General features: G+C 63.4%; 7 protein-coding genes. 6 read left to right on the top strand and 1 reads right to left on the bottom strand.

What is annotated here, in order from left to right; translation table 11 throughout:
* Positions 1–534: 534 nt before the first annotated feature.
* The 3 genes from AAG612_RS13835 (at position 535) to AAG612_RS13845 (ending at position 8,549) form a co-directional block, all read left to right on the top strand.
* A complete protein-coding gene (locus tag AAG612_RS13835; RefSeq protein ID WP_342511065.1) occupies positions 535–1,458 on the top strand; it encodes a helix-turn-helix transcriptional regulator in 924 nt (307 codons plus the stop codon).
* A gap of 247 nt (positions 1,459–1,705) precedes the next feature.
* A complete protein-coding gene (locus AAG612_RS13840; RefSeq protein WP_342511067.1) occupies positions 1,706–2,536 on the top strand; it encodes a hypothetical protein in 831 nt (276 codons plus the stop codon).
* 106 nt (positions 2,537–2,642) lie between these two features.
* Positions 2,643–8,549, top strand: coding sequence for an autotransporter domain-containing protein (locus tag AAG612_RS13845; protein WP_342511069.1), 5,907 nt, complete (start codon positions 2,643–2,645; stop codon positions 8,547–8,549).
* Between the two features lie 57 nt (positions 8,550–8,606).
* Here AAG612_RS13845 and AAG612_RS13850 read toward each other — a convergent pair whose 3' ends face one another.
* On the bottom strand, positions 8,607–9,245 hold the full coding sequence (locus AAG612_RS13850; RefSeq protein WP_342511072.1) for a hypothetical protein: 639 nt from the start codon (positions 9,243–9,245) through the stop codon (positions 8,607–8,609).
* Between the two features lie 790 nt (positions 9,246–10,035).
* On the opposite strand from AAG612_RS13850, the gene AAG612_RS13855 reads away from it, so the two are divergent.
* From AAG612_RS13855 to AAG612_RS13865, 3 genes are all read left to right on the top strand, one after another.
* A complete protein-coding gene (locus tag AAG612_RS13855) occupies positions 10,036–10,338 on the top strand; it encodes a hypothetical protein (RefSeq protein WP_342511074.1) in 303 nt (100 codons plus the stop codon).
* A 166-nt stretch (positions 10,339–10,504) separates the two neighbouring features.
* Positions 10,505–12,922, top strand: a complete 2,418-nt coding sequence (locus AAG612_RS13860; protein WP_342511076.1) for a sensor histidine kinase — start codon at positions 10,505–10,507, stop codon at positions 12,920–12,922.
* A gap of 4 nt (positions 12,923–12,926) precedes the next feature.
* Positions 12,927–13,562 (top strand): response regulator, encoded by a 636-nt coding sequence (locus AAG612_RS13865; protein ID WP_342511077.1) that lies wholly within the window; start codon positions 12,927–12,929, stop codon positions 13,560–13,562.
* The last annotated feature ends 39 nt before the right edge of the window (positions 13,563–13,601 follow it).

The following is a 13,601-nucleotide window of genomic DNA, read 5'->3' on the forward strand; positions in this document are numbered from 1 at the left end:
CTGACGAGGGGTGACAGACTATAGCGGCAGTCCTCAGGTCTTGCCGACAATCCAAGTAGACGAGCTAATCAACAAGTGGATCGCAAGTTTATGGCATCTGATATTCTCTCCAGTGCCAGGAACTGGGAAACGGTGGATTGGCCTTCCCCATCGGAGCGAGCTTTGAGATCATCTCTACATTGGGGCGATCTGGAACGACAATTTGGTAGCAACATGGCTGCTAGTCTGGCTCGCAGGATTTGTAGTACAACGTCGCGCGAGCTTGTTTGAAGCAGGAATCCAACCGATCTTTTCAGCTCACGATCGCTCGGATCGCTAGTTCATTTGCCATTTTCTCTAGTCTAATTAACATTGTCCGTTGTGGGGACCTGAACGGGGGCGGAGGGAGGGATGGTGGATTGCGAGGTTTCGAGCAGATCGCTCTATCGGTCGCTCGTACCAAACATCAGCATCAGCAGTGATAAGATCGGCTGCAAGCCGGCCTATGAAATCTGGCTTGAGTCGGTCGCTGACGTCTTCGATGCGAAGCCGGACATGCGAGCCGGAATCAGCCAGTGCCCGATCGAGATGAACCTCTATCATCCGGGTCCGCTGGTTCTCGGGCGGTTCGAGTCTGCACCGCAGATCTTCGAGCGGAACACCCGTTCGATCGCGATGGGCGGCCTGGATCACTTCCTTATCCAGCTCTACGAGCGCGGTGGCTTTGCCGGGTCAGCCGGTGGCGCAGATATCCGCGTGCGCGCGGGCGACATCTGCATATTCGATCTGACACGCACGCTCGAAACCCGGGCGAGCGCCTTTCAGAATGTTACCCTTATCGTTCCCCGGTCTCTGCTGGGAAGTTTCGTCGACGATGTCGATGCACTTTCCGGGATTGTGCTGTCCGGCGACGAACCCCTGACCTGCATGCTCGCCAACCATATGCGAACGCTGCACGGCGAGATGCCCAGGATGGCTCCGGACGAAGCCGATGCGGCGGCCCGCGCATCTGTCGCGCTTATTGCGGTCGCAGCCCAACGGCATGCATGTTTCGGGACGACTGGATCGAAGCCACTGGTCTCGCGGTTCCGGGCGGTTGTCACGCATATCGATGCGAACCTGCACGATGTTTCACTCTGCCCGAGTTCAATTTGCGAGAATCTCGGCATGTCGCGAGCGACTCTGTATCGCCTGTTCGAGCCGGTGGGCGGAGTTGCGGAATTCATCAGGATTCGCCGGCTCGAAGCGGCATGCAAGCTGCTCGTCTTGCCACAGTGCTTGCAAGTCGGCATTGCCGAGATCGCGTTCAACTGCGGGTTCAAATCTCTGAGCAGCTTCAGCAAGGCCTTCCGCATCCATTTCGGGCAGTCCGCCAGCAAAATCCGGCGTGCTGCGTGTCAGGATCATTCCTCGATCCTCCGCTTCTCAAGCGGCGCGCGGGAGGCTGAACTCTCCTACTGGCTCAGGACCCTCACCTGATCCCGGCCTGATTGGAGGCCTGGAAGTGCGCGTTCTCGCAGGACGATGACGGGCGTGCCTCTCTCGCAATTTGTCCCCGCATCCCGACTTGTTTCCCACCTGTCTCAAACAGGCCGCATCTACTTGAGGGAGGGGGGGAATGCGGCTGGGTAGGGCGGAGGCGCGGGCCAAATACACAGTCCGCAGCCATCGGATGGGGCAGGCAAAAAGGCACTGCCCGGATCGATTTCTTCGCTTGGGGGCATTGATGAAGACGAGGCTGACACTGGTTGCCGCACCGGCAATCCTCATTCTTGGCGGAGCATTCGTCTATCAGGACAATGCGAATGCCGCGCAGGATGATCGTCTTACTGTTGCGCAACAGCGCGATGCGGTGGCCCAGGCCATCGCAACCCAGTGCCCTGCCAAAGCGCGCAAATTGTCCAAGGTCAGATGCACCGCGATGGGATTCGAGGGGGATCGCTATAGCTGCCGCTACGAGGTCGAGGATCGCTTCGGCTCCCAGATGCTAACCATCGCCAATGAGGGTGGAGGCTGGCGGCCTCAGAATGCTTTCAAGATGTGCGACATGCCGCCGCTGGCGATCTCTGCGCGGCCGAAGAAGGCGCAGTTCGTGCAGGCGGTGAGGCGCGACTGCGGCCGCTCCGCCCCTTCGATTTCGACTGCCATGTGCAGCCCGAAGGTCAACGGCGGCGACGATACCTTCACTTGTCGTTATTCGGCCTCCGGCATCTCCGGCCAGCAGAAGACAGATATCACCCTGCGTCGGGGCCGATGGATCCTTGCCGACCGGGACGAGGTGTGCCCGAGACGGAGGAGGCCGTTGGTGCGGCGTCCATCCGCGCGCGATCGGGACGACCTGCCCGGCAGGTACGAGCTTGCGGTCGCCATGTTCGATACCTGCCCCGGCACGGCCAAGGACCTGTCCAGTGCCGCATGCGAGGCAACCGGCGAGCCGAGCGAGTTCAGCTGCATGTTCCGTACCAATGCCGAACCCGATCCCGACTCCACGATGATCGCGCGCGACGGTGATTCCTGGACGCTGATCGACATCCCGAACACTTGCCGGGCGCGCTAGCCGCCCGATTCCCAATGAGCAGCCGCCGCGCGAACGCGGGGCGCACATCCAAAAGCGAAATCGCGAGGCTCCCTCTCTTTCGGGCTTCGTGCAGGAGATCATGACAATGAATGCATCTTATCGGGCACGCCTGCTTGCGGGCGCGGCGGCAGCGACTGCGATCATTTCCGCAGCACCGGTCATGGCCCAGTCCTGCGAGGTCGATAGCGATAGCGTCGAGTGCGAAGCCGATGTCGAAGCAAGCGAGATCAACGAGGCACTCGGCGAATTGTCGGGGCCGTCGGGCGTGCTGGAGATCGGGGAGGATGTCCTCGTCACGGCCGATGTCTCCGAGATCGAGCCGCAAACGCCGCCGGTCACCGGCAATATGAGCATCGCCAATAATGGCGTTATCGGGAGCGAAGCCGATCCGCTGGATATCGTCTTCCAGCCGCCGGAGGGCACGCCCGACGTTGGATCGTCCTTCGACTTCGCCAATTACGGGGCCATGTACGGCGATGTCGATGTCGTCGTCGATCTGGCGGCGAGTTTCGGCCTCACCGGCTTGCAGGTCGGGTCCGTGTCGCTCGAATCGCGTTATGGCGATCTGAGCGCGGTTATTGCTGGCGATCTGATCCTTACCGATGACGCGGAAGACGAAGGCGTGTTGGCCATGTCGACGGCCCTCGGCGTCGCGACGGTCCGCACGCTGGAAGGCGCGAATATCGGGGGCGATGTCGCGGTGCTTGCCGGAGACGATGTTGCGCTGATCAACAGCGGGACGATCTCTGGCGACGTGGAGATGCAGGCCGGCATCCAGAGCATCGAAACCGAGCAGCTCGTCACGGTGGAAACCACCGTGCTCGACGATGGCACCGAGCAGACCGACCAGGTCGAAACCGTTACCAACCGCTCATCCTACACGCGCGGGGAGGCCGGGGTACTCAACGGCGTTACCGGCGTGATCTCTGGCGATGTCGAGCTGCGCGGGTCGGATGGCGTGCGGCTGAGGAATGCGGGCCTGATCGACGGGGCCGTGGTCCTCAATTCGGCCAATCAGGAATTTTACGAGGAAGACGTCAATCTGATCCGCACGGCGCGCTCGCCGGGCGGCGGCGAGACCTTCAGCTTCATCGGCGTCAGCAACGAGGCGCGCAGCACCAATGTCGGCGGCGATATCACCGCCACTATCGCACCGGGCGGAGCGATCACGGGCGGACTGACGGCGATCACCAATCGCGGCGCGGTGAACATGCTGATCGACGGTCGGATCGGTGAGCCCGAGGCCGGGGGCGATCTGACGGTCATCGCATCGGGTATCGAAACCTACGAGCTCACACGGATCGACCCCGATGACGGGTCGACCTTCGAGCAGGTCGAGCAAACGGCCACCGGCGGGAGAGCGGATGTCACCATCGGGCCGGATGGGAGCGTGTACGGCAATGCGAGTGTCGAGGCGCTCGGCGGCATCGGGTTCTATTCCCAGGGCCTGGTGGCCGGGAATCTCCAGCTCACCAGCCTCGCCCTACCGAATTCGAGCAGCATGGCCACGGCGACCAGTGAAGCGGAAGTGGATGGCGGTTCGCAAACCGTCGAAACCCGGACCACCACCTTCGAGACCGCCGTTGCAGGAGGGGCTATCGAAGCCGCAATCGGCGACGGGGGCGCCGTGCTTGGCGATATCAGCGCGAATAGCGCGCTCGGGATCGCGTTCGATCTCGACGGGATGGCTTTGGGCGACATCGACCTCACCTCGCAGGCCAATGCCCAGACCGACGAGACGATCCGTACGGTCACGACGACCCGAACCCCGGTCGACGGTGAAGACGATCGCGTTGTGTCGGTGGCGACCGAGACGCGCCTGACCGAGAACACCCCGGTCGGAGGATCGGTGACCGGCCGGTATTACGGTATCGTCGGCGCACCCGAGGAGGATGAGAACGCACGCGATATCGCGGTCACCCAGATTGCCGCAGGGGAAAGCAGCGCCACCATCGGGGGCACGATCTACGGCAGCTTCGAGGGCCGGGCCGAAGCCATTGCGTCCACCATCGCGCGATCCGGCACGCTCGAACGGAGCCTGGGGGGCGGCCTGCCTGCGAGCCGCCGAAGCGAAACCGAGGAGGTGACCACTGTCACCCACTTGGTAGCGGATTCGTCTGTCTTTCTGACCGGCGCGGTTCTCTCCAACGGCGAAGCGGATGGCAATGTGGAAGTGATCGCATCGCGCGGCACCGCATCGCTGCAGATCGAAGGCGGCCGCGTTGGGGGCAGCGTCGCGGTTGCGGGCGGAAACGGAACCGACGGGCAGGAAACCGCCACCCTCGTCGAGCTCTCCCAAGATACCGAAGCTGGCGATCTTCAGCCGATTTCGCGCACCGAGATCACCGCGGAAACAAACGCACTCGCAGGTGGCACGGCCAATCTGACGCTGACGGGCGGCACTATAGACGGGGATGCAGTTGTCCTTGGCTTCGGCAGCGGCGAGGGGACCGTCGGCGCTTACGTGGCCCTCGATGCGCAGAGCATGATCGGGGGCGTGCTCGGCATCTCGAACGCGGAGGAGCAGGAGGATGCATTCGACACGCTCGAGCGGACGAGCGATACCCGCGTGCGGGGGCCTGACGGCGCGGTTTCGCGCACGGTCGTCGAGGTCGAGGAGAACACCCCTTCGGCTCTCGCCGGGGATGTGGTGGCGGAGATCGACGGCAGCATCGGCGGGCTTCAGGCGCGCGCTTTCTTCGGCGACGTCTCGGTCACGCTGGGCGGCACCAGCAATGGCGACATCACCATCGCATCGGGCGCCACGGCGGCCAACCGGACTGTCACCACCGCCTACACGGGCAGTGATCCGGAAAGCCTCGATGCAGAGGCAAGGCAATCCAGAAGCGAAACCCAACAGGTTAGCACTTATGGCGGCATAGCCGCGCTGACGATCGCCGCTCCTTCGGGACAGCAAGAGGGTGCGGAGGCCACGGCGGCGATCCAGCAGGGCAACATCCGTCTTGCCGGTGCCGAAGCGTCGATCCTGACCGTGGAAGCGGGCGCCAGGGTGCTCCCCGGCGGCGGCCTCATCGCTGTCGGCGAAGCCCTGCCCGAACCGGAAGATACCGGGGACGAGGGAGAGCCAGACGAAGGTGGTGGAACCGCAGAAGGCAGCGGCTCGGGCGACGGCGAAACCGAAACGACCGGGAACGAGACCGTATCGGGCAACGAAGAAGAAGGCGTCGAGGTCGTCACGACGCGCAACAGCGTGACCGACACGCTCGAACAGTCGAGCAGCACCAGCATCTCGCCGAGCGGCAATTTCTCGAATTTCACCGAGAGCGTCGTGTCGATCGAGGAGACCTATACCGCCGATAACGAGGTTGCCACCAACACCACCACCTTCACCCAGGTGCGGCGGACCAATATTGCGCGCTTCTTCAATAACGGCCTTGTCGGGAGCGATCAGGCGGCGGTCACCATCAATGTTACCGGCGTGGGTGCCGAAGGCGAGAGCACGCGCGAGACCGCGACCATCGAGAATGGCGGCGCGATTTTCGGGGACATCACCCTGCGGGCCATCGGGTCGCAGGGTTCGGGACGGCTGTTCAGCGACAATACCGGCGAAGAGACGGTGTCCGAACTCTCGTTCACCCGCACCGCGCTTGCCAGCGCGGCCCGCCTCGACAATGCCGGTCTGATCAATGGCAGCGTCGCGGTGCAGGCCGGGACGGGCACGGTTGCGAATCGGGGCATCATGCGCGGCGAGGTCAATCTCGGCGCCGCTGCCGCCAACGAGGTGACCATCAGTATCGATCAGGAAGCGCTGGACGCATTGTCCGAGGCGGCCGACGATACACCACCGGGCATGGAGGAAATCCGCGCGCTGCTCACCACTGAACTCGGCCCGGATCTGTTGCAGCAGACCTATTCCTTCGCGCAGGACGGCCTGCTTGTCGGAAACATCCGCATCGGCGAACTGGAGACGATCGGCCTGGCGGGCTTCCTGCCCGAAGGGACGCGAACCTCGCAGATCGGCGCGAACATCGCCCTGGGCGACAATTCGATCACGCTGGGCGCCATCGCGGGCGAGACGGGCACCAGCGCGGGCGAGGGCGCGCCCGAGCGCCTGACCTCGACCATTGTCACGCTGACGGGAAGCGGCTTCTTCGGCGTGGGGAACGATCTGACGCCTGCCGAAGGCGACTATCTGTTCGCCCCCGACTTCGCGCCTTACGTCGCCTTCGATCCGAGCCTGCTCGACGATTTCGACACGCTCGCCTCGGGCGCACGGGTAAGCGGGGTCGAACGGATTGAGCGGGCCGGCACGGGGACCTTCACGATTGTCGCCGCGTCCGTGGCAGAAGGTGACTACGCGTTCGACATCGGCAGCTTCGATATCCAGTCGGGCGATGTTCAGCTGGGCGTGGCCGGCAGCGGCGTTTTCAGGCTGCGCGGGGATGTGTCGAACGATGGCGGCCTGTGGCTCGGCCGGACGGTCGGACATGCGGGGGGGGGCGCCACCATCGACGGGATCGCGTTCAGTGTGACCGGGAACTATCGGCAAGGGGCCGATGGGCGGCTTTATGTGCCGATCAACGCCACGATCGCAACCGCTCCTGCAAGCACTGCCGCGCGGCTCGACGTGAGCGGAGATGCGAGCCTTGCGGGACAGATCGCGCTGCTCAACCAGCCCGGCATCTACTTCGGCGGCGAGCGGGTCGATTTCCTCTCGGTCGGCGGAATCTACTCCGACGAAGGCCTGGAGGTGGACCCGGCCCATGAGTCTCCCTTCCTCGACTACCGGCTGACAACCGCGCTCGAGGGCGATGCAACGCTGGTCGGTATCGAAGTGATCCGCACGCCCTATGCCAGTGCCGCGACCAACGCGAACGAGCGCGCGGTGGCCGAGGCATTCCAGGGCGCGCTCGCGTCGCTCCAGTCCGCGCCCGCTATCGCGGAAGGCACCAGGCTGGCCGCGCTGCGCGACAGCGTGATCGCGCTCGATTTCGGCAGTACCGACATTGCCACGCAATTCGGCGCGGTCGGTTCGGCCGCCGCCTATGGGTCGATCCTGAACCTGTCCGCACTCGACGCGTTCAATCCGCTCGGCCGGGGTGGCTTGGGGGCCGGCATCGGTGCCTCGCCCGTCGCGCAGCGGCGCGCCGGTGGCGGCGCACGCGGCGCAGCGATCAGGCAAAGCCGTGCGATCGATCGGTCCGGTGCACCCTGGTCGAGTCTCGGCGGGGAAAGTGGCGAGGGGACACGGGTCACGGCCTGGGCCATGCCGAGCTTCGGATCGCAGACGCTCGAGGCGGATCCCGTCCTTGGCACGTCGCAGCTGGAGAGCGACCATTTCGGGATCGTCGGCGGCTTCGAGCTGACGAGCGAGGGGGAACGGCGGATCGGATTCGGCTTCGGCTACGACGGTCTCGATGCCACGGCGAGCGGCTACGGAGCGCAGGCCGACAGTCTGGTGCTGGGTGCCTACCTGGCGCAGCGCTTGGGCCCGGTCCTGGCTTCGGCGCAGGTCGCCTACGCGTGGACCGACTGGGACGTGGACCGGGGGCCGAGCAGTGCGAGCTTTGCGAGCAACGAACTGCGCGTGAGTGGCGACCTTGGCTACGATCTGGCCTTCGGCGATGCCGCTTTCGGTCCCTTCGCCGCCTTCACCTGGCGGGTCATCGACGTGGACGGCTTCACCGAGACGGGCGGACCGACGCCCCTGACCATCGCCGAGCAGGAGGACTCGGTGTTCTCCCCCGAGCTTGGCCTGCGGTTCGCCTACACAGGCTCGACCGTGCGGCCCTTCGCGTCTGCCAGCTATGTTTTCCAGGGTGAGATCGACACGCCGGTAACCGCGAGCTTCGTGGCGCTTCCGGATGCGACCTTCGCACTGCAAGGCACGCAGCCGGAAGACTACACCCGGCTGACCGGCGGTGTTGCCTTCGACCTTGGCTTCGGAGAGCTGACGCTGCGCGGCGATGCCCTGCTTGGCGAAGATCGCGAGGCGCTGGACTTCGCCGGTGGCTTGCGCATCCCGTTCTGAGGCTCGGCCGCCGCGTCTCGGGGCGCGGCGGCCCACGCCTTCAGGCCGCCCGGGAGTTCAGACGAAGGTCCACGGCGCGAAGATGGTCGTGATCGCAAAGTGGGCCACGATGATCGCGAGCAGGCCGACCGCCCAGCGGCGGGACTTGACGAAAGGCATTGCCAGCAGGGTCAGGGTGCCGATCATGTCGGCCCAGTCGACAAGCTCGACGATCCACGCCGGAGCGTCGATCGCACGCTCTTCCGAGTAGACCGTGTATCCGATCTCGACGAGGACCGCGATTGCGATCACGCCGAGCCAGATGAAGCGCCGGTGCGCCATGTAATACTCGTCGAAATCGGGCCAGGCCTCGGGCTCGTCCGGCCACAGGGCAGCGCTGATCAGATAGTACCAGCCGATGACGGCGAGCACGCACACGAGGCTGAGCAGGTGGAGCGGGACATTGCCCTGCACCTCGTACATGAACAGCCAGAAGGTCGCCTGGTGAAACAGGACCACGGCAGCGGACAGCGGCACCAGCCAACCAATCCGGATCTGCTGCGGCTTACCGTTTGCGTCGGTGTCGCTCGGCGCGAGACGATCGTGACGGATCCTGCTGCGCAGTTTGTAGGCGCGGGCATAGCCCGCCAGCACCTCGGCCATGGTGAGGCCGAGAAGCAAGGTAAACAGTTCGAATGTAATGTCGAATTCGCTCATCGGCTTCCCCTCCATATCGAGGATTAAAGCCGTCGCGAAACCGATGTCCAATGCCCATCAGGCAACGTTGGCCTATCCATCCACAATCAGGGGTAGCTGTCGAGCTATGGGCTCCACGGAATTTGCCGCCCTATTGGTGTGCCCCCGGTTGAAACGATATTATGCGGGGATCGGGATGATCGCAACCAAGGGAGCTGGCCCTCCCCTTAGGAGCAAGCACGCGACTGCTTTCGGCCATTCGCCCTCTCAGTCGATACGACCGCCATCGAGGCAAATAGCGATCGTTTTTCGATGTTTGCGGGGGCAAGCCGAATGCAATGCCTATGCTAGGAACAGGTGCCGATGGAGCTTGACGGTGTTGGTTACAGCAAGTCGCGATGTCGCGATAAAATTCTTGGCAAATTCTCGGGGTATCTGTGGGGGTGGCAGGCGAAGGGGAGAATTGAAAATATCGTAACATGAGCGACTTAAACTAATAAATCGAATCCCTCCCGCTCCGCCATCCAGTCCAAGTATACGGGAAAGTGAGATAAATGTCTCCGAGACGAGCGCAATTTCGCGCCCTTTCGCGTATCTTTCCGGTGCGAGAGAAGCGCTCAACGGCGGACATTTGCCGATTTTCGCGGGATTTCTCTGGAGGCCTTTTCGCCACACCGGACTCGGTGTCTGGCGGATCGAACGTACCTTCGCGCTTCGCCCAACCTCTTCGTAACCGCGCGCTCAAGTTCCTTCGCCGGTATCCGCAAGCCGACTTCGCTCGCTTCGCCGTGCTGCAGATCGCGCGGCTCCCATGCTGTTGACCTTGCCGATTATCAGCGAGGCTGGCTTGGACCTTGTCCCACAAGGCGCGCTCGACGATCGCTTCGTGCTGTCCATCGTAGACCTTCCCGTTGTGCGGGTCGACGAACCCTTCAACCTGCCGATTTGTCGGGGGCCCGGGCTGCTGCAACGAAAAAAGTCAGCGATCAAACTGCTTCGCATTTACAAAGATGTGGTGAGTGGCTTCCGCCGAATTATCCTACCATCGCTCAAGGTTGAATGCGCCGGTTGCAAAGCGAGGCAGCGGATCGTCGAGCTCCCAGTGCGCCACTAGGATCGAGACTACCTGGCCACCGCCCATCGGCCGACCGAAGGTGTCGAGCTTTCCGGTCGCGAATGCATGACCCTGCCGCCGAGGATTAGCTGCAATATCGAATTGGTGCAGTGGTGATTTCGAGCTAGATTTGGCCGCAGACAATAACGGGGCGGCGTGTGGAGCAATGAACTGGGTGACGGCCGACACAGCGGATCCCTCGTTACTCTGGAATCCAGCCGCAATCAGTTACCTCAGCCAGCTGCTGCTCGCGGTGGTGCTGGCGACCTACCTGTTGCGGCGGGCATTTGCGAATTCCAGGCAGGATCGCTTTGAGCCGGCGACCTGGCTGCTTGCCATCCTCATGCTGTCGCTGGTGCCCGCGCTGTTTACGTCCATGTTGCGGGTACTGACGGGTGGTGGCTGGTTGAGCTATGCGATGCCTTGGTCGGATCCGGGCGGACTGGCGACACTTGCCATGCCATGGGCCCGTCCTTTCGGAGCCATCGCGCCGTTAGCGATGATCGCGCTCGCCTACCTGTTCCCCAAACCCCTTCGCGGCGTCCGGCGCGAAATGCAGGTCGTGACGTTTTTCCTGGCGGGGCTGATCGCCGCGGAAACGGCGATCGCCGTTCGGGCGGACATCGCCATGATCGCGCGGGAAGCATGGTGGCGTCCGCAGTGGCTTGCCGGCTGGATGCATCTCGGGATGATCTGGGCGGCAATCGTGTTCTGGCGCCAGCTGAGAGCGGCGCAGCCGATCGACTCGCAGCGAGACACGCGGAAGCGGTTGCTGTCCAGGCTCGCCCTGCTCTGGCGGCCTGCGCCATCGCGCGAGGCGAAGGTGGCGCGGGCATTCCTGTTTTTGACGGTTCTTCCCATCCTCCATACGGCCGCGCTGTTTTTTCCCGACGAAAGTCTCTCCAACTTTCCTTTCGACATCCTGATCTGCTGGCTGGTCCTGTTGCAACTGGTCGGCCTGACGCTCGTGCTGGTCGGCTACCTACCCGAACGCACGACGTTCTTGTTCAAGCTCACCATTATCGGTTTTGCGGTCCTGCTCGCTGCGGTCAACGGAGCCGCCTGGGTCGTCGCCCCTGCCTATCAGGAGCAGTTCCGGGCGCCTGACCTGCCCTCATCGGGTGATGCACTGCTGTTCGTCCCGCGCGGCGGCGATCGGGGCTACGCGGCGCAGCCCACGGTCTTCCTTCCGGAACGCGTGAGGGGCCCCGTCCTCGCCAGCGATGGCGAACGGATCGACCTGCCGTTCGACTTTCCTTTCTACGGACGCATGTACGATCATGTTTACGTGGGTGCGCTCGGCACGATTGCATTCGGGCGGGTGCCGCACCCGGTCGATGCGGCTTTCGACGACGGCAGCCAGCCCGCCATTTACCCGATGCTGGTCGAGCTGCCCGAGTCCGGGACGCAGATCACCGCCGTCATTGATGACGAACGGCTGGTGGTGACCCGACGTGACCGTTGCGACCAGAAGGATATGAGCCGCTGCTACCGGATTCAGACCATTTTGCATTCCGACGGTCGCATAGCGATGCAGTTTCTGGATGTGCCGCAAGCGCCGCGATTTGCCATGCTAAGCCCACTGGAGGCCCCATGGTTGATCGGGATAACGCCCGGCAGGCAAACCGATGCCGGCTCTGCACTGCTCCGGGATCATTACCGGATCTTCATGGTCCATCAGGACCGGCTGTTCGCCCCTTTCGTGCTATTCATCCTGCTGACCGCGCTCGCCGCGCTGATCGGCCTGCCATTGATCTTCCGCAGTTTCCTTCTCGCTCCGCTGGAACGTCTTATGAACGGCATTCGGCGCTATCGAGAGGGGGATAGCGATACGCAGGTTCCCGTCGCCTTCAGTGACGAGATCGGCTTCCTGATCGAATCCTTCAATGCGCTGGCGCGCGAGCAGACCGCATTGACCCGGCGGCTGGAAGACCGTGTGGCCGACCGCGTATCGGAAATTGCCGACATGACCATCCAGAGCACCAAGCTGGAAGAGCGCGCCCGGCTGTCGGCCGATCTGCACGATGCCATCGCGCAAACCCTGGCATCGGCCGCCCTGCATGCAAGCGCCCTTCCGACGCGCCTGCACCAGCTGGCGCCTTCCGATCGCGAGGCGGCCGAGCAGGTTGCGCGACTCAACCGTCACGCGCTGAGCGAAATGCGGCACCTGCTGTCCGAATTGCGCGACGAAGGCGAACAAGGGTCGCTCACCCACCGCCTCAGCGAGCTGGTGGAGAGCTTCACCAGGCTTCACGCGCTGAAGGTCGAGTGCGACATCCACGAAACGGCACTGCTGCCGCCTGAAGTGATCGCGATGTTTTACCGCGTGGCCCAGGAATCGCTGAACAACGTGCTAAAGCACAGCGGTGTCAGCGAGGTGGAACTGGTCTTCGACGCGATGGAAGACCGCGCGCTCCTAAGCGTCAGCGACGCCGGACGCGGCTTCGATCCGACCGCCGGAGGCCGGCGCGAAAGGCTGGGGCTTTCGATCATGCGCGACCGCGCGGCTACGATCGGGGCCACACTCGAAATCGACAGCGCGCCACAACAGGGTTGCCGAGTGACCATGATCTGGTTTCGATAAGGCGATGGACACAAAGATTCGGATCCTGGTCGTCGACGACCATCTGATGGTGCGAAGGGGCATCGCCCAGCTTCTGGCGAACGCGCCCGAGGTCGAGATCGTCGGTGAGGCGGAGAACGGCGAGAGAGCGCTGGAGTTGTGCGGAAAACTGTTGCCGGACATCGTGCTGATGGATCTGCGGATGGAGGGCATGGGCGGCCTTGCCGCGACCGAAGCGATCCACAGATCGCATCCCGAGACCCGCATTATCGGGCTCAGCACTTTCGCGGAAAGCCACATGGTGGCCAGCATGATCGCGAGCGGCGCCTCCGCGCACCTTCCAAAGTCCGTTACCTACGACGAGCTGATCGATGCGGTGCGCAAGGTCGTGAAAGGCGAGGTGGCCATGGTGCAGGGGAAGTCTGTGAAGAGCGATCGGGGCCCCAACCTCTCAGGCTCGCTCACCGGCCAGCAGCGCCGTGTTCTCGTCCTGCTGGCAAAAGGTTTCACCAACGCCGAAATCGCAAATTATCTTGGTTTTTCGGCGTCGACGGCGAATTACCATGTCGGCGCGATTCTCGCCAAGCTTGGTGTATCCAACCGCGCCGAAGCCGCTGCCATCGCGGTGCGCGAACAGCTGGTCGACGAATTCGATCTCTAGCGCCGAAACGGGCGCCACGCGCGCGATTGTCGTGGCGGC

This window comes from Citromicrobium bathyomarinum (genome assembly GCF_038594605.1).
GTDB classification, from domain to species: Bacteria; Pseudomonadota; Alphaproteobacteria; order Sphingomonadales; family Sphingomonadaceae; genus Alteriqipengyuania; species Alteriqipengyuania bathyomarina_B.